Consider the following 17452-nt stretch of genomic DNA (forward strand, 5'->3'; position numbering starts at 1 on the left):
GCGGGCGGGGGGGCGGGCCACCGGGGGGGGGGTTGGGGGGGTTCGGGTGGGGCCCCGTCGGCAGGTTCCACGACCACAGTCCCTCCTTCACCCCGGACGGAAAGTTCCTGGCGTTCCTCTCCGAACGCAGTTTTGATCCGGTCTATGACACGCACGGATTCGATCTCGGTTTCCCGACGTCGACGAAGCCGTTCCTGATAGCCCTTTCCGCGGAGACATCCTCGCCGTTCGGTCCCTCCGCCCACGTGGTGGAACCTGCCGGGGCGGGAAGCGCTGAGTCGGATGATCCCGAGGACAAGCCTGCGCAGGAACCCCGTACGGATGTGGACCTGGACCGGCTGGCAGAGCGCATCATCGCAGTCCCCGTACCCCAGGGCAGCTACGCCAAGCTGCGCGCCGCAGAGGGTGCCCTGCTCTGGCTGGCGGAAGATGTCTACGGTGTCACCGGAGACGGGCGGGCCAGTTCTTCCGACCGCTCCCCGGGCAAGCGCCTTGAGCGCTTCGACCTGGTCCGGAAGGAAACCTCGGTGCTGGTGCCCGCGCTGGACGACTACGAGCTCTCCGGGGATGCTTCCACCGTGGTGCTGCAGCACGAGCACCGCGTTCGTGCCGTGCCCGCCGGCGTCCGTGCCGATGAAGATTCACCCGAGAACGTAACCGTGGACCTGAACCGGATCCGCGTCCTGCTTGAGCCGCTGAAGGTCTGGGGACAGGCTTTTGACGAAGCCTGGCGGCTGCAGCGGGAGTTCTTCTGGACTCCGGACATGGGTGGCCTGGACTGGGACGCAGTGCATGCCCGTTACCGCCCGCTGGTTCAGAACCTGGGCTCGCATGATGACCTGGTGGACCTGCTGTGGGAGCTGCACGGCGAGCTGGGCACTTCCCATGCCTACGTCACTGCCGCCGGAGCTGTGGAAGCCGGGGGAGGGGCGCAGGGGTTCCTGGGGGCAGACCTCCGTCCGGGAGCAGGCGGCTGGGAAGTAGTCCGCATCCTGGACCCTGAGTCCTCCGATCCCAAGGCAATCTCCCCGCTGAGCGGACCCGGTGCCGACGTGCGGCCCGGAGACATCATCGCAGCAGTGGACGGGCTTCCCGTTCCCGCTGACAAGGGACCGGCTGCCCTGCTGGTGGGCGCCGGCGGACGGGTCGTGGAACTGACCGTTATCCGCAGCAGCGGTGAAGGCGTGCCAGCGCAGCGGCGCATCGCCGTCGTGCCCCTGCGGAGCGAAGAACGGCTCCGCTACCAGAACTGGGTCAACGCGAACCGGCGGGCGGTGCGCGCTGCCTCCGACGGTGCGTTCGGCTACCTGCACATCCCGGACATGGTGGCCAGCGGGTGGGCGCAGCTGCACCGTGACCTGGACAGCGAGGCAGCGAAGAACGGGCTGATCATCGACGTCCGGCACAACCGCGGCGGACATACGTCCCAGCTCGTGGCCGAACTGATCGGCCGGAAGGTTACGGCGTGGATGCTCCCGCGCGGTGACCAGGCCGGAACCTACCCTGAACAGGCTCCCCGCGGTCCCGTCGTGATCCTCACCGATGAGTTCGCCGGCTCGGACGGGGACATCGTCACCCAGGTGGCCAAACTGCGGGGGATTGGACCCGTGGTCGGCACCCGGACTTGGGGCGGTGTTGTCGGCGTGGACGGACGCTTCGACCTTGCCGACGGCACCTCGGTGACCCAGCCGCGCTACGCCTTCTGGTTCACCCAGGGGGTGGGCTTCGGTGTGGAGAACCGCGGCGTTGAACCGGACATCGAGGTTCCCTACCCGCCACACGCCTACGCCGCAGGGGAGGACCCCCAGCTGGAGCAGGGGGTGGCCATCCTTAAGGAAATGCTGGCGGAGATCCCCACCGACGTGCCGCCGGCCCGCGAAGGCTATCCCAGCCTGCGCCCCGCTGCGCTGCCGCCAAGGCCTCAGGAAACTGCCCGCGAAAAGGGCTAGCCGGAGTAGCTTGAACGGGGTCCCTTCCATACGGAAGGGACCCCTTCGGCTTGTTCTGCCTGGTCTGCGACGCCGCCGGGCACTTCATGATTGAAGGGCGGCAACGCGCCGGAGTACCGTTCAGGAATGGGCACTTACTCAAGTCCGCCACGCGTGGGCAGCGCTGAGGAGCGGACGCGGCCATGAACGGCGGCCGCCCGTCATACCTGCGCGGGGCAGCGATCGCGCTTGTCTTCGTCGGCGGCGCCTTTGGGGCCGCCAGCCGGGAGGGCCTTTCACTCGTCATCCCGAACCTCGGCGAGGTTCCGATCGCGATCCCGATCATCAACGTGGTCGGCGCCTTCCTGCTCGGCTACCTCTATGAAGCCGTCACGCGCCTCGACAAGGCGCGCCCGACCGGCGCGAACCTCAAGCTGCTGCTCGGCACCGGCTTCTGCGGCGGCTTCACCACCTACAGTTCGCTGGCCACCGACACGGCGGTACTCTTCCGTGACGGGCTGCCCGGATCCGCGGTGATCTACGCACTCGCAACGGTAATCGTCGGCGCCTGCGCCACCTGGGCGGGCATCGCCATTGCAACCGCCGTCAACAACCGCGCCTCGACCCCGCGCAAGGATGAGCAGGAGGACGCTACATGAGCCCCGGTATTTTCCTGCTGCTGGCCCTGGCCGGCGGCCTCGGCGCCACTGTGCGGTTCATGCTGGACGGATTCATCCGCGCCCACTCCAAAACGCGGTTCGCGTGGGCGACGACGATCATCAACGTCTCGGGCTCCCTCGTACTCGGATTCCTTACCGGACTCACCCTTGAGCATTTCCTTCCAACCGACGTCAGCATCGTTATCGGCACCGGATTCCTCGGCGGGTACACGACCTTCAGCACGGCGAGCTATGAGACGGTGCAGCTGATGAAAAAGGGCCGCTACGGCGCGTCATTCATCAGCGGTATCGTCATGCTCGTGCTCTCCGTAGCTGCGGCGGTGACCGGCCTCTGGATAGGTGCGGCGCTCTAAGACTGCCCCGCTACGGACGCTTGGCCGCCGGAATGTAGTAGGCGATCACCAGGAACACCCAGGTAGTGAGGATGTAGGGCCAGGTGTAGGTGGGGGCGTCAATCCGGTGCATTAGCACCGTGACGACCGCAGTCACCACGGTTCCAATGACGGCAAGCACCCAGGACACCGGGCTGCTGCGCAGGAATACGACGGCCAGTGCAATGGCGGTGAGCACACCGGAGTAACCAGCCAGGCCATTTGCCGTCTCCGTGAGCGGCTCTCCCATTGCCAGCGCGCAAAAGCTTCCCACCACGCTGCCGAGCAGGCCGGCCAGCCCCACCTTCCAGCCGGCCACGAACAGCCCGAGCAGGATGAGGGCCCCGGACCACTCGTTGTTGATGAGGACAACCTCGGACACGTTAGTCAGCAGCGAGCGTGCGAAGGCGATCGCCGGCGAGTCGATGGTGGCCGACGGCGCCGCGCTGACGTGCAGCGCCTGAGTGCTGAGCAGAATCCCGGTTGCCACGATGCAGAACGGTGCAGTGGTGGATGGCAGCGCGTAGATCCTCAGCGGCGTCTTGGTGAACAGGGCGACCACCAGCCATGTCACCGGAGCGCAGAGCAGACCGCCGACGAGCGCGATTGGGTAGGCGGCCCACTGGGCCCCTATGGCCGAGAAGGTCCCGGCACCAACCAGGGCGCCGCAGAAGCCCTGCATGCCCGACGTCACTGAGGAGGAGTCGGCCCTGAGCAGCCGCCCGCCCACAACGTTTCCCGCAGCGCCTATCAGCACGAGCACTGCCATGCGCCAGTCAGCTACGGCGAATGCAGCCAGAATCAGCAGGGCCGTGTAAATGTTGCTCTGGAAGAAGATCTGCGAGAGCCCCTCGCACCAGCCCTTCAGCCAGCCTGTTCCTGAAATGGCCGGGCTCGGTGTGCTGGCCGCGGCGCTGCTCATGGCTCCTCCCCGGCCGCGTTATCCGGCGGCCGGTGTGTTTCGGAGCGCTGCCCGGGAGCCGGGCCCTCCGGTGCCGCAGTGCCGGGGCTGCCGCCGCCGTTGGGCAGGGCCCACTTCTCTTCGACCCGGCCGAATCGCCAATAGGCAGTGGAGATGATCCAGACCAGCACCAGCAGGCCCACGATGATGTAGCCCACGTTCTCCAAGTCGATACCGGCTATCCAGACGGTGAGCGGGTCGCGCAGCCCGAGCTTCTCATTCAGCAGCCCGACCAGTTCGATGCCGCCGATCATGACCGCAATCATGACCGAGAGCCCGGTGATGGTGAGGTTGTAGTAGACCTTGCGGACGGCGTTGACACTGGCCCAGCCATAGGCCCGCACCATCACCGACGAATCGAGAGTGTCGAACAGGCTCATGCCGGCGGCGAAGATGAGCGGCAGGCAGAGGATGGCGTACCACGGGAGTCCCGTCGCGGCCCCTGTCCCGGCCAGCACGAGCAGTGCGATTTCGCTTGCTGTGTCGAATCCCAGCCCGAACAGGAAACCGACAGCGTACATCTTTCCCGGACGGTCAATCGTGCGCATCAGCGGCCGCAGGATTCGGGTGATGAAGCCGCGCCCCTGCAGATGCCGCTCGAGCTCGACCTCGTCCATTTCGCCGTTGCGCGAGGCCCGCCACACCTTCAGGATCCCCATAAACGCCACGGCGTTGATCAGCCCGATCAGCAGCAGGAAGACACCGGAGACAACCGTTCCAAAAACGCCCAGGCCGTTGCGCACCTCATTGCCGTCATCGCTGAGGCCCACGGCCCAGCTCACCCCCAGGGCCAGGAGCGCTGCCATGAGGAACACGATGGTGGAGTGCCCAAGGGAGAAGAACAGGCCAACGCCGGCAGCGGGCCTGCGCAGGTCCACGAGCTTGCGCGTGGTGTTGTCAATCGCGGCGATGTGGTCGGCGTCGAAGGCATGCCGAACACCGAGCACGTACGCCACCACGGCAATTCCGACGCCAAAGACTGAGGAACCGAGCTGCAGGTGCAGCGGTTCCACCATGAAAAAGAAGAGCCCGAATCCGGCGATGTGCAGCAGGACGACCGGAATGAAGGCCAGCACAACCTGCGCCCGGTAGGAGCGCTGCGGCCTCACTGCTTCGTCCTGCGCGTTCGTTTGTTTCCGCACGGTCAGACCCCTTCCTAGGTTTTCCGAACGAGGGGCGCCTGCTTCCCGGTCAGCAGTTGATGCACGGCGGCGGCAGCTGCCGTGTTCGCGGCTGCCACGGCCACCGGGTCGTTGCCCACCAGGCGCATCCATACACCGGTGTCACCGGGGAGTGCGCTCACACCGAAGATCAGGTCGCCACCGCTCCCGTGGATCGCGCGGGCCAGCGTATCTGCCAGTTGGGCCGGGGCAGCGAGGGGCGTGAAGACGTAAAGCATCGCGAGTACATCGTGGCCCGCGAGCACGCCGAGGCCGTTCACTCCGTTCCCGGACCCGCCTTCTCCGGGTTCCCCCTTGGGGCAGAGCCGCACCCGGTCCAGGGCGACAAGCCGGCCGTCCGGACGCCGCACCTCGAGGTCCGAGGCATAGACGTCATAGGCATGCCGTTCCCCGCGGGCGAGCCGGCCGGCGTAGACGGTCTCGCCCAGCAGCAGCGTCGCGGACTCGTCCAGCACCGCGGAAGTCTGCTGGTAGAAACGCGAGGCGGTGAAGGGCACAACCGGATCGGGCAGGTATTCAACGTAGGCACCCTCTTCGGCCGCGAGGTTCACGACCGCAGTGGCATAACCGGCGTCCATGCGGTAGATGCGTGTGTGGGCCTGGGTGGTCACATGCGCTGAAGTCCCGGGACCGAAACGCAGGTCGGTGCGCTGCCGGTCGCCTTGAAGGATCCCTCCGCCGGATGACATGAGGTAGGTGTAGGGCATGTCGGGACGCAGCAGGTTGAAGTACAGCGGGTGCATGATCTGCAGCGGAGACTTCTGGTAATGCTGCACCAGTTCGGTGCGGCCGCGGTTGCGGTCAAAACCGAGCTGCAGGACGCCCACCTTGCCCGGGCTGCCAACCGGCAGGCCCACGGGAGTCCCCGCATGGCGCAGGACCTCCTCCGGCACCCGCGCCGGTTCGTAGTACGCCGGCTCCAGCCGGTAGCCCCCCGTGCTCGGCGGCCGCCCTCCGGTCTGGGGGACCTGTGGCCCGGGGACGGCGCTCAAATGGGGGAGCGGAGCGGTTTGTGGTTCCGTTGCCTTGACCGTCATCCGATGAGCTCGGTTCGGGCGCCGTTCCACTGAGTCATGATCTGCCGGTGCAGTTCATCAACTCCCTGCCCGGTTAGTGAGTTCGTCAGCACCACGGGCCTGTCCTCACGTACCCGGTGCGCATCGGCCTCCATGACGTCCAGATCGGTGCGTACGTACTGGGCGATGTCGATCTTGTTGATCACCAGGATGTCGCTGTCCGTGATGCCGGGTCCGCGCTTGCGCGGCATTTTCTCGCCCTCCGCGGTGTCCAGCACAAACACAAAAACGTCGGCCAGGGCTGGAGAGAACGTCAGCGTCAGGTTGTCCCCGCCGGACTCATAGATGAGCGTATCGATCTCGGGAAACCGTTCCAGCATTTCCGCTCCGACTGCCAGGTTCATGGTCGGGTCGTCCCGAACCGCTGTATGCGGGCAGGATCCGGTTTCGACGCCGATCACGCGCTCCGGGTCGAGCACGCCGTCCAGCTCCCTGCGGACGTGGTGGGCGTCCTCCTGGGTGTAAATGTCGTTCGTGATTACGCCCGGGGTCCGGCCGGCCGCGATGAGCCGGGGAACGAGGGCTTCCGTCAGCGCAGTCTTGCCGCTGCCGACAGGCCCTCCGATTCCGATCCTCAACACGTTCTCGCTCATAACTTCCTCATTTCCGGTGTGTTCCGCATCTTTCGTATCTGCGCACCTGCCGGTGCCGTCCAGTCCTGTTCATCCGGGGAGCCTCAGCTGGCGAAGAGCCGTGCCTCGGCTTTCTCATGCCGGGCGGACATGACGTCTGCCATTGGTGCGCAGCCGCCCAGGTCAGCGAGGTCGCGTTCAAGCGCGGCCTCGGTCGCCTGCTCGATCACTCCGGCTGTTTCCAGCAGCACGGCTTGCGCATGCCGGTGGTCCGTCAGCCGCAGCCGGAGCGCGGCGCCGACGAAACTTGCGGAGAAGGCGAACAGGTCCGAGGCCACGGCATGCCGGGTCTGGACGCCGTTAGCCGCATAAATCACTGCCGTGGCGACCGGCTGGCAGCCGGGCGTGGACCGCCTGCGCACCCGGCCGCCGTACTCAGCGAGCAGCGGCTGCGCAATCAGCTCCGCGCCCAGATCGATCAGCTGGTGGCCGCTGCGCACAGAGGCCGTGCGCATTTCCGTGTTCAGTTTGGAAGCGAAGAGGCGCTGGTCGACCTCCTGTACAAGCTCGACGTCGCCGTCGGCCGCCGCACGGTGTGCCGCGGCGAGGGCCGTTGCGTCCCCGGGCCCGACAGAGTGCAGGAGCAGATCGGCCAGCAGCGGCTGGACGTCACCGCGTGAAACGAGCCGGGCCTGGCTGTAACCCTCCAGCCCGTGCGACATCGTGTAGAAGCCGCTGGGAAAGGCCGAGTCGGCGAACTGCAGGCTGGTAAGCAACTGTCCGACATCCGACATGCGGTGCCCCTAGGCCAGAAAGAACAGCTGGGTCAGGGGAAGGGTCTGTGCCGGGGGTATCTTGGCCAGCGTGCCGTTGTAGGTCACGTCATAGGTCTCCGGATCCACGGTGATATCCGGCGTCGCGTTGTTGCGGACCATGTGCTCCTTTCCAATGCCCCGGCAGCGGTGCACCGGAAGGATCTGGCTCTCGAGTCCAAGCCGTTCCGGCACGCCCTTATTCATTGCTGCCTTGGACATAAAGGTTGCCCGGGTACTCTGCAGCGCCTTGCCCTGTGCTCCGAACATAGGCCGGTAGAACACCGGCTGAGGGGTAGGCAGGGAAGCGTTCGGGTCGCCCATGAGTGCCCAGTTGATCAGCCCGCCTTTGACGATCAGCCTGGGCTTGGCCGCGAACGACTGAATGGGCCAGAGCACGATATCCGCCATCTTTCCCGCTTCCAGCGAACCGATGTAGTCGGAGACGCCCTGGGTGATCGCCGGGTTGATGGTGATCTTGGCCAGGAACCGCAGCACCCGGAAGTTGTCGTTGTCCGCACTGTCTTCCGGCAGCTTGCCCCGCTGGTCCTTGCAGTGGTGCGCAATCTGGAAGGTGCGCATAAAGGACTCGCCAATCCGCCCCATCGCCTGGGAATCGGAGGACACCATCGAGATGATCCCCTCGTCATGGAAGACCGTCTCGGCTGAAATCGTCTCGGCCCGCACCCGGGAGTCGGCGAAGGCTACATCCTCCGGAATGTCATGGGAGAGGTGATGGCAGACCATCACCATGTCCAGCAGCTCGTCGATCGAGTTGGCGGTGTAGGGTAGCGTCGGGTTCGTGGACGACGGGAGGACGTTGGGGTAGCCGGCCACCTTGATGATGTCCGGTGCGTGCCCGCCGCCGGCACCCTCGGTGTGGAAAGTGTGAATTGTCCGGCCGTCGATGGCGTCCAGGGTGTTCTCGACGTATCCCGACTCGTTGAGGCTGTCAGTATGCACTGAAATCTGGACGTCGTAGTCGTCAGCTACGGACAGCGCCATGCTCAGTGCCGCAGGTGTCGCACCGAAGTCCTCATGGACTTTGAGTCCTGCAGCACCGCCTTCGATCTGCTCAATCAGTGCCTCCGGCAGCGATCCGTTTCCCTTTCCGAGTATGCCCATGTTTACCGGCATCGCCTCGACGGACTGGAGCATGGTGGCGATGTTCCAGACGCCGGGGGTGGTGGTAACGCCGTTCGTGCCGTCGGTGGGCCCGGTGCCGCCGCCAAAAAGGGTGGTGATGCCGTTGGAGAGCGCTGCCAGAGCCTGCTCGGGGGAGATGTAATGCACGTGGGAGTCAATGCCGCCGGCAGTGGCGATGAAGTGCTCACCGGCCAACAGTTCCGTTCCGGGGCCAACCACCAGGCGCGGGTCTACTCCGCTCTGGGTATGCGGGTTCCCGGATTTGCCGACCCCGGCGATCTTGCCGTCGCGAATGCCAATGTCGCCCTTAACGACTCCGAGGATGGGGTCCAGGATGATGGCGTTCGTGATAACCAGGTCCAGGACCCCCTCGGCCGAGGTTGCCTGGGGGTCCGCGGCCATCCCGTCACGGGCAGTCTTGCCGCCGCCGTAGACTACCTCGTCGCCGTAGTGGCCCTCGTTGAAATCCTTCTCGATCTCGATCACGAGGTTGGTGTCGGCCAGGCGGACCCGGTCGCCGGTGGTGGGACCAAAGAGGTCGGTGTACTGCTTGTGCGAGATCTTCGCCATCACTTCTTCCCATCTTTTGCGGAGCCGGTCCTAGCCGCGCTGCCCTGGTTGCTCGCCGTGGGTTTGGCGGTCGGCTTGCCGTCCTGGAATCCGAGTTCCCTCATCCGTTCCAAGGCGCGGATTTTGGTGTCCGTGGCGTCGAGTCCCCCGTCCACGAGATTGTTGAAGCCGATCACCCGCCGGCTTCCGGCGTAGGCGGTGAGGGTTACCTCCCGGGTGTCGCCAGCCTCAATCCGAACGCCGGTGCCTGCGGGAAGATCCAGGTGCATTCCGTAGGCGAGTTCACGTTCGAAGAGGAGGGCCTTGTTGGTTTCAAAGAAGTGGAAGTGCGAGCCAACCTGTACCGCCCGGTCTCCGGTGTTGCTTACGAGCAGGGTGACGCTTGGCCGGTCTGCATTAATCTCAATGTCCTCTTGCTTATGGTCATAAGTTGGGGTGCCCAGCATGATCTGTCCTTCCCTTGCGGTGCAGGGTAGCTGCAGGTGTATTTGATGGGACCCGGTCAGTTCGTGCCGGCCGGGGCGGGGTGGCTGTGCGTATGGCCGGCAGCCATCCCGTGACTGTGCGGATGGGAGTGGCCGCCGCCGGATTCCTCGAAGGCATGCGAATGTGCGTAACCGTGGCTGTGATCGGCCTGCAGCCCGGCTTCCACGCCTGTCCGGCCGTGGCTGAGGCCGTGCAGGGCGTCCCGGACCCGATCACCAATGACGCGCAGCACCGCGCGCTCGCTCAGCAGTGGGCCGTAGAATTCGGCGTCGGAGAACTCGCCTGCCCCGTACGGCACCGGCTCTGAGCGGATGGTCCCGGCTCGCCGGAACCCGGCCGGAACAACGACTGTGCGGGTGCTGCCAAGCCGCCGAAGCCGCCGGACCGCTTCCAGGAGCCCGCCCGTGCTGGCTACAGCCGCTGTCTCCACGGGGATGCCTGCTCCGTGCGTCCGCACCAGATGAGTGATGCGGTAGAGGTCGGCGTCGTCGAATGGGTTCGCGGCGTCGGAAGTGATCAGCATTGCCGCTTCCGGTGACTTCCGGCGCACTTCGATGGCCGCAGTCCTCAGCCAGGCCGTAAGGTGGTCGGCGGTTCCAAAGGGATCCGCAAGGGCCAGCGGTGCCGCAGCATTACGGGTGGCAGCCTCGGCACTGAGCCAGCGAAGTGTCTTCGCCGTATCAGCAATGAGGGTGGGGTTGCGGCCGAAAGTCATCGGAAGCACAACTACCGGCTGGATGCCGGAGCCGGCCTCCAACGTCCTGCCAAGCAGCTGTGCGAGCAGATTGTGCAATGGCCGGCCGGCCGGGGTCACGAAAGCGCCGGGCATTAAGTCCGGCACGAAAGAGAGATCCGCCCCGTTGCCGCTTTCATGTCCTCCGACGAGCACCACCGCCGCACCGGGCTCGGTGGACTGGGCCAACTTATACCCCGATGGGATCGTGGCAGGAGACCAGCTTGCTGCCGTCGACGAAGGTTGCCTCGATCTGCAGCAGCGGCAGCCGTTCACGCACTCCGTCCATGCACTGGCTTTCCGAGACGATGGTCTTTCCGAGTTCCATCACCTCGGCAACCGTTCGGCCGTCCCTTGCACCTTCCAGGATGGCCTCGCAGATCAGGGCGGTGGCTTCGCTGACGTTGAGCTTGGTCCCGCGGTCCCGGCGTTTTCGGGCCAGATCAGCCACTTGGTATACGTAAAGTTTGTCGATTTCCTTTGGCGTGAGGTTCATATCTTCACCTTCAGACGCAGTTGCGATCGTATCGAAACCGCTCCCTTGGCCCCCTGCCAAGCTCGCTTGTTAGCGAGGTTACGCGCCCCCTATTGCCCGGCAATACCCCAAAGGACCCCTCCCGTGCGGGAGAGGTCCTTTTTGTCTCGGGAGGCGCCGGTTAAGACGGTACTTAGGCCTCCAGGGCGGCGTCCATAGTGATGCTGATACCGGCCAGGGCCTGGGAAACCGGGCATCCGGTCTTCGCGGCCTCCGCGATGTCCGTGAACTCTTCGGCGCTCAGGTCCGGCACCACGGCCTTGACCCGCAGATGGCTGCCGGTAATTCCGGTGCCCGGAACGAAGGTGACTTCGGCGGATGTTTCGATGCGTTCTGCCGTCTTGCCGGCCTCGGCCAGGGCGTTGCTGAAAGCCATCGAGAAGCAGGCAGAATGTGCGGCGGCAATCAGTTCCTCGGGGCTGGTCCTTCCCTCGGCCTCCTCTGCGCGTGCCTTCCAGGTGACGTCGAAAGTGCCGAGATCGGATGAGTCCAGCGTGACTTCACCCTTGCCGTGGAACAGGTCCCCGTTCCAGATGGTGTGTGCTGAGCGGACAGTGGCCATGGGAACTCCTTCGAGGAGGGCGCCGGGCGGGACTGCCGGACGCGCTGGCGCCCATCCTTGCAGGCCCGGCAGCCAACTGCCAGACCCTGAACGTACACGCGGGTCAAGGGAGCGTGGCACGGGCACAAAAAAGTCCCTCCCCTCCAAAACGGAGGGGAGGGACCGTGCAGGCCGGCCGCAGTTCGGCCGCGTGCTGCTGTTCAGGGGTTGGTTACCACATGGTGGCCAGGGCCACGTTGACTACGGTCAGGATGCCGACGCCGTTGGCCAGGCCACCGGAGACGGGCTGGTCCTTCTTGTACTTGCGCTGGCCGATGAAGGCCATGACTGCGATCACGAGTGCGATGGTGAGCTTGACGGCGACCTTGATGTGGTTGACGTCGCCGTCGCCCATCTCGTTGAGGCCTACCAGCAGGATGCCGGTCACCAGCTGCAGCAGCGCGGCGTGGAACTGGCCGGGCATCACGGTGGGGTTCTTGATCTTGGCAACCCAGATGCCGACGATGATTCCGGCCCCGAGGATGTGGAGGAAGACGAGGAAGCTGTGAAGGAAGTCCATGGTTTCGATCTTACCGACAGAGTGTCAGGGTACGTAATTATTCCGGTAACTATTCTACAACGGGTAGAAAACTCACGGCCGCGACGCGTTTAACGTGGAAGGGGGGGGGGGCCCCCCGGGGCCCCCCCCCGCCTGTCTGCGTGCCTTAGCGCTTAGAGGCCCAGATCGGCTTCGAAGCTGCCTTCTTCCAGCCGTGCCTTCAGGGTCTGCAGGAAGCGGCCTGCGTCGGCGCCGTCCACCAGGCGGTGATCGTACGTCAGCGACAGGTACATCATGGACCGGATCGCAATGGTGTCATTGCCGTCCTCATCCGTCCGCACAACCGGGCGCTTCACGATCGCACCGGTGCCCAGGATGCCTACCTGGGGCTGGTTGATGATCGGCGTATCGAAGAGGGCTCCGACGCTGCCAATGTTCGTGATCGTGAACGTGCCGCCGGAGAGCTCGTCCGGGCCGATCTTGCCGCTGCGGGTGCGCGCACCGACGTCGGCTATCTTCTTCGCCAGGCCGGCGAGGTTCAGGTCACCGGCGTCGTTGATGACCGGAACCAGCAGGCCCTTCTCGGTATCAACGGCAATGGCCAGGTGTTCGGCGTCGTGGTAGGTGATCTCCTGCGAGTCGCTGTCGTAGGACGCGTTCAGCTTCGGGTGGGCCTTCAGCGCCTCCACGACTGCCTTGGCGATGAACGGCAGGAACGTCAGGTTGGCGCCGTTCTGTTCCTTGAAGCCGGCCTTGGCCTTCTGGCGCATCGTGGCGATGCGCGTCATGTCGACTTCCTGGACCTGGGTCAGCTGGGCCGAGGTGTCCAGGGACTCCTTCATGCGGCGGGCGATCGTCTGGCGGATCCGCGGTGCCTTGACCGTGGTGCCGCGCAGCTTGGCGCTTTCCTCGCTGATCTTGGCCGGAGCTGCCTTGTCAGAGGACGACGGCGCCGCAGCGGCTGCCGGTTCCTCAGCCTTGGCGGCTTCGGCGGCGTCAAGTACATCCTGCTTGCGGATGCGGCCGGCTACGCCGGAACCCTTGACGGTGGAGAGGTCCACGCCGTGCTCGTTGGCAAGCTTGCGGACCAGCGGGGTGACGTAGGTGCCGGAGCCGGACTCTTCCTTCGCGGCTTCCTGCTTGGGAGCCTCTTCCTTGGGAGCCTCCTGCTTGGGAGCTTCCTCCTTCGGAGCTTCCTGCTTGGGAGCTTCCTCCTTGGGCTCGGCAACCGGCTCTTCGCGCTCGGTTGACGGAGCGGCAGCAACCGGCTCGGCTTCCTTCGGCTCGGCCTTGGCCGGAGCGGCGGAACCGGATCCGATGACGGCCAGGACGGACCCAACCTCGGCGGTCTCGTCCTCGTTGACCTTGATCTCCAGCAGCTTGCCGGCCACGGGGGAGGGGATCTCGGTGTCGACCTTGTCGGTGGAGACCTCCAGGAGGGGCTCATCCACTGCGACGTCGTCGCCAACGGCCTTCAGCCACCGGGTGACGGTGCCTTCGGTGACGCTTTCGCCCAAGGCGGGCAGTGTCACGTCAGTGCTGTCACCGGAATCGGCGGAGCCGGAGTCCGGTGCTTCCTCTGCAGCACCAGCCGGTGCTTCTTCCTTGGCCTCGGGCTCGGCTGCGGGAGCTTCTTCAGCCTCCGGAGCGGAACCGGAGTCGTCAGAGGAGGAGCCGGAGCCGTCGCCGATGCGCACGAGTGCTTCGCCGACCTCGGCGGTCTCGTCCTCGGCCACGAGGATTTCCTCGATGACGCCTGCTACCGGAGACGGGATTTCGGTGTCGACCTTGTCGGTGGACACCTCCAGCAGGGGCTCGTCGACGGCGACGGTATCGCCTACCTGCTTCAGCCAGCGGGTAACGGTGCCTTCGGTGACGCTTTCACCAAGGGCGGGTAAGTTCACGGTTTCAGACATATTGTCCCCGTTTCTCCTTGTTAGTTCTTTGACCAGCCGTGCCGCTGGTGCTGGTTGGTTTGAAGCCTAGTGCACCCGGTGCCCATGGCACCGGATGCACCGGGAAAACTCTTCGCTTCTAGCCGTGCAGGGGCTTGCCGGCGAGGGCCATGGCAGCTTCGCCGATGGCTTCGTTCTGGGTGGGGTGGGCGTGCAGGAGACCGGCCAGGTCTTCCGGGTAGGCTTCCCAGTTCACGATCAGCTGGGCCTCGCCGATCTGCTCGCCGATGCGGCCGCCGATCATGTGGACACCAATGATGGGGCCGTCCTTCTCACGCACCATCTTAATCAGGCCGGAGCTGCCCAGGATGGAGGTCTTGCCGTTGCCGGCCAGGTTGTATTCCTGTACCTGGACATTCTCGGCACCCAGCTTTTCCTTGGCCTTGGCCTCGGTCAGGCCGACTGAAGCAATCTCCGGCTCGCAGTAGGTGACCTTGGGGATGTTGACGTCTTCGACGACGACCGGCTTCAGGCCGGCGATTTCCTCGGCGACGAAGATGCCCTGCTGGAAGCCGCGGTGGGCCAGCTGCAGGCCGGGGACGATGTCGCCGACGGCGTAGACGTTGCCTACGCCGGTGTGCAGGCGCTCATCGGTGATCACGAAGCCGCGGTCCAGGGTGAGGCCTGCTTCCTCGTAGCCGAGGTTGGCGGTGACCGGTCCGCGGCCGACGGCGACGAGCAGCAGTTCGGCTTCGAAGGTCTTTCCGTCAGCGAGGGTGACGACGACGCCGTCGTCATTCTGCTCCACCTTCTCGAAGAAGATGCCCGTGCTGAACTTGATGCCGCGCTTCTTGTAGGCGCGCTCCAGGTTCTTGATGATGGCGGCGTCTTCGTTGGGGACCAGCGACGGCAGGCCTTCCACGATGGTGACGTCAACACCGAAGGAGTTCCAGACAGATGCGAACTCGACGCCGATCACGCCGCCGCCCAGGATCACTGCACTCTTGGGAACGTAGTCCAGGGTCAGTGCCTGGTCGGAGGTGATGACGCGCCCGCCGATTTCCAGGCCCGGAAGTGACCGGGAGTAGGAGCCGGTGGCCAGGATGATGTTGGAACCGGTGTACGTCCGGCCGTTGACCTCAATGGTCTTTTCACTGGTCAGGCGGCCTTCGCCCTCGATGACCGTGATGCCCTTGGACTTGATCAGGCCCTGCAGGCCGCGGAACTTGCCCGCAATGATGTTGTCCTTGTAGGAGTTGACCGCGTTCATGTCCACGGAATCGAAGGTGGCCTTGATGCCGTACTTCTCTGCCGTCTTGGCGTTTTCAGCGATTTCGGCTGAGTGCAGCAGGGCCTTTGTGGGGATGCAGCCATTGTGCAGGCAGGTGCCGCCCAGCTTTCCCTTTTCGATCAGCCCAACGGAAAAGCCCAGCTCCACGGAGCGGAGTGCTGCGGCGTACCCGCCGCTGCCTCCACCGAGGATCAGGATGTCGAACTCTTGCGCAGTTGCCTCTTCGGCCACGTGGACGCTCCCTCGCGTAATCTGTTGACGCACTGATGGCGCGTCGGTTAGTGATTTGGGCGGTTGTGAATAGGTTTCACACTATCGCCCAGTTTCCCCGGCATCCACTCGGTTAAGTGAGCCGGAAGGCGAATGTAACCAGAAACACGCGCAACAAATGCCCCTCTGGGTTGCACGCAAAACAATGAAAGGTGCTATACCGCGCGGGCCAGCACGTCCTCGGCGTAGGAAACCAAGGTGCGCACAGCGACGCCGGTGCCCTCCTTGGGCGTGTAGCCGTAGGGCGCGCCTTCGTTGAAAGCCGGGCCGGCGATGTCCAGATGTGCCCAGGGGATCTTCACGCCGTCGACTTCGCCCACGAATTCGCGCAGGAACACAGCCGCGGTCATCATGCCGCCGAAGCGTTCACCAATGTTGGCCAGGTCCGCAGTGGACGAATCCAGGCTGGCGCGCAGCTCTTCCGGCAGCGGCATCGGCCAGAAGAGTTCCCCGGCACGGTCTGCGGCTGCCTTGACGGCGTCGCGGACGCCGTCCTCGCCCATGACGGCGGAGACGCGGTTGCCCAGGGCGACCATCTGCGCGCCGGTCAGCGTAGCGACGTCGATGATGACGTCCGGGTTTTCCTCGCTGGCGATTGCCAGGCCGTCGGCCATGACCAGCCGGCCCTCGGCGTCGGTGTTGAGGACCTCGACGGTGCGTCCGCCGTAGGTGGTCAGGACGTCGGAGGGGCGCTGGGCGGTGCCGGAGGGCATGTTCTCGGCCAGGCAGAGCCAGGCGGTCACCTTGAGCGGAAGGCCCAGTTCAGCGACGGCCAAAAGAGCGTTGAGCACGACGGCGGCGCCGCCCATGTCGGACTTCATGGCCTGCATGCCGGCGGCGGGCTTCAGGGAGAGTCCGCCGGAGTCGAAGGTGATGCCCTTGCCCACGAGGGCCAGCTTGGCCTTGGCACGGGCGGGGGAGTACTCCACCTTCACCAGGCGGGGCGGACGGGCCGAGCCCTTGCCCACACCGAGGATGCCCCCGAAGCCTTCGCGTTCGAGTTTCTTCTCGTCCCAGACCGTGACCTTAACCGGCAGCGGCCGGGCGGCCTCGCGCGCTGCGGCGGCGAAGGTTTCCGGGTAGAGGTGGCTCGGGGGCTGGTTGACCAGGGTGCGCGTTGCGTTGACGGCGCGTGCAACGATGCGTGCCCGGTCCAGCGCGGGCTGCAGGTCTGCCTCTCCGGCCATGGAGGTCACCAAGGTGATCGAGGAAACCGGGGCGGGGACCTTGGCGGAGTGGGCGCTGCGGTGTTCGGTGAAACTGTAGGCACCCAGCAGGGCACCTTCGGCTACGGCAGCAGCGTCTTCAACGGTCGCCGCGGGAAGCGCCAGTGCCACGGTGGAGGTGCCGGCCAGCTGCCGGACTGCGGAACCGGCGGCCCGGCGCAGCGCCTCGGTGCTCAGCGGTTCGCCGGCGGCTACCGGACCAAGTCCGGCCAGGACCAGCATCTCCGCGTCCAGCTCGGGCAGTCCGGGGAGCCGTACAACCTGGTCGGCGGCTCCGGTAACACCCAGCAGCGCGAATGAACCGGCGACGGCGGAGGATGACTTCTGCGAGAGCGGGCTGTCCACCAGGACGGGGCCGTCCGGGCTCTGCCCGACGCCGACTACCAGGGCCTGTGCCTGGACCTTGCGTGCGTCCCGGGAAATTACCTGCAGGTCTGCCTCACTGGCTTTGCTCACGAAGCTTCATCCTCACGTATTTGTGCGTTTTTAGTGCTTTGCTCTTTTGATCGTAGTCTCTCAGCGGCCGGGGCGGCCGCCGGTGATGGTGCCTTGCGGAATGAATCGGCGTGTGTATGGCGTTTACCCTTGAGTAAGGGATTGACAAGTATGCGCTTGTTTT

Annotated in this window: 16 protein-coding genes and 1 pseudogene; 3 read left to right on the top strand and 14 right to left on the bottom strand. The window is 65.2% G+C overall.

The window, feature by feature from the left end; all coding sequences use genetic code 11:
• Positions 1 to 32 precede the first annotated feature (32 nt).
• From TVC13_RS00005 to crcB, 3 genes are all read left to right on the top strand, one after another.
• Complete coding sequence (locus TVC13_RS00005) at positions 33 to 1949, top strand: S41 family peptidase (RefSeq protein WP_422399200.1); 1917 nt, start codon at positions 33 to 35, stop codon at positions 1947 to 1949.
• Positions 1950 to 2131: 182 nt separating this feature from the next.
• Positions 2132 to 2587, top strand: coding sequence for a fluoride efflux transporter FluC (locus TVC13_RS00010; protein WP_422399201.1), 456 nt, complete (start codon positions 2132 to 2134; stop codon positions 2585 to 2587).
• Complete coding sequence (gene crcB, locus TVC13_RS00015) at positions 2584 to 2961, top strand: fluoride efflux transporter CrcB (protein WP_422399202.1); 378 nt, start codon at positions 2584 to 2586, stop codon at positions 2959 to 2961. Before TVC13_RS00010 ends, crcB begins: the two co-directional genes overlap by 4 nt.
• A gap of 10 nt (positions 2962 to 2971) precedes the next feature.
• Here crcB and TVC13_RS00020 read toward each other — a convergent pair whose 3' ends face one another.
• The 14 genes and pseudogenes from TVC13_RS00020 to TVC13_RS00085 form a co-directional block, all read right to left on the bottom strand.
• Positions 2972 to 3901: an urea transporter gene (locus TVC13_RS00020; RefSeq protein WP_422399203.1), complete on the bottom strand. Its 930-nt coding sequence runs from the start codon at positions 3899 to 3901 to the stop codon at positions 2972 to 2974.
• Positions 3898 to 5082, bottom strand: coding sequence for a HoxN/HupN/NixA family nickel/cobalt transporter (locus TVC13_RS00025; protein WP_422399204.1), 1185 nt, complete (start codon positions 5080 to 5082; stop codon positions 3898 to 3900). Before TVC13_RS00025 ends, TVC13_RS00020 begins: the two co-directional genes overlap by 4 nt.
• Positions 5083 to 5096: 14 nt before the next feature.
• Positions 5097 to 6113, bottom strand: a complete 1017-nt coding sequence (locus TVC13_RS00030; RefSeq protein WP_422399205.1) for an urease accessory protein UreD — start codon at positions 6111 to 6113, stop codon at positions 5097 to 5099.
• 41 nt (positions 6114 to 6154) lie between these two features.
• The gene (ureG, locus tag TVC13_RS00035; protein ID WP_422399206.1) at positions 6155 to 6790 is read right to left on the bottom strand and encodes an urease accessory protein UreG; all 636 of its coding nucleotides are present in this window, start codon (positions 6788 to 6790) and stop codon (positions 6155 to 6157) included.
• Between the two features lie 83 nt (positions 6791 to 6873).
• Positions 6874 to 7563 carry an urease accessory protein UreF gene (locus tag TVC13_RS00040; protein ID WP_422399207.1) on the bottom strand — a complete coding sequence of 230 codons (690 nt, stop codon included), beginning with the start codon at positions 7561 to 7563 and terminating at the stop codon, positions 6874 to 6876.
• A 9-nt stretch (positions 7564 to 7572) separates the two neighbouring features.
• The gene (gene ureC / locus TVC13_RS00045) at positions 7573 to 9297 is read right to left on the bottom strand and encodes an urease subunit alpha (protein ID WP_422399208.1); all 1725 of its coding nucleotides are present in this window, start codon (positions 9295 to 9297) and stop codon (positions 7573 to 7575) included.
• A 137-nt stretch (positions 9298 to 9434) separates the two neighbouring features.
• Positions 9435 to 9743 (bottom strand): annotated as a pseudogene (locus TVC13_RS00050) (urease subunit beta); the annotation flags it as partial.
• 56 nt (positions 9744 to 9799) lie between these two features.
• Positions 9800 to 10612, bottom strand: a complete 813-nt coding sequence (locus TVC13_RS00055; RefSeq protein WP_422399209.1) for a hypothetical protein — start codon at positions 10610 to 10612, stop codon at positions 9800 to 9802.
• 94 nt (positions 10613 to 10706) lie between these two features.
• Positions 10707 to 11012 (bottom strand): urease subunit gamma, encoded by a 306-nt coding sequence (locus TVC13_RS00060; protein ID WP_227897094.1) that lies wholly within the window; start codon positions 11010 to 11012, stop codon positions 10707 to 10709.
• Positions 11013 to 11184: 172 nt separating this feature from the next.
• Entirely contained in the window at positions 11185 to 11613 is a 429-nt protein-coding gene (locus TVC13_RS00065) for an OsmC family protein (protein WP_422399210.1), read from the bottom strand.
• 211 nt (positions 11614 to 11824) lie between these two features.
• Positions 11825 to 12172 carry a hypothetical protein gene (locus TVC13_RS00070; RefSeq protein WP_422399211.1) on the bottom strand — a complete coding sequence of 116 codons (348 nt, stop codon included), beginning with the start codon at positions 12170 to 12172 and terminating at the stop codon, positions 11825 to 11827.
• Positions 12173 to 12324: 152 nt separating this feature from the next.
• Complete coding sequence (gene sucB, locus TVC13_RS00075) at positions 12325 to 14067, bottom strand: 2-oxoglutarate dehydrogenase, E2 component, dihydrolipoamide succinyltransferase (RefSeq protein WP_422399212.1); 1743 nt, start codon at positions 14065 to 14067, stop codon at positions 12325 to 12327.
• Between the two features lie 118 nt (positions 14068 to 14185).
• Entirely contained in the window at positions 14186 to 15568 is a 1383-nt protein-coding gene (gene lpdA, locus TVC13_RS00080; RefSeq protein WP_422399213.1) for a dihydrolipoyl dehydrogenase, read from the bottom strand.
• A gap of 194 nt (positions 15569 to 15762) precedes the next feature.
• Positions 15763 to 17289 (bottom strand): leucyl aminopeptidase, encoded by a 1527-nt coding sequence (locus TVC13_RS00085; protein WP_422399214.1) that lies wholly within the window; start codon positions 17287 to 17289, stop codon positions 15763 to 15765.
• Positions 17290 to 17452 lie beyond the last annotated feature (163 nt).

This window comes from Arthrobacter sp. 3Tela_A (genome assembly GCF_049311025.1).
GTDB lineage: Bacteria > Actinomycetota > Actinomycetes > Actinomycetales > Micrococcaceae > Arthrobacter_B.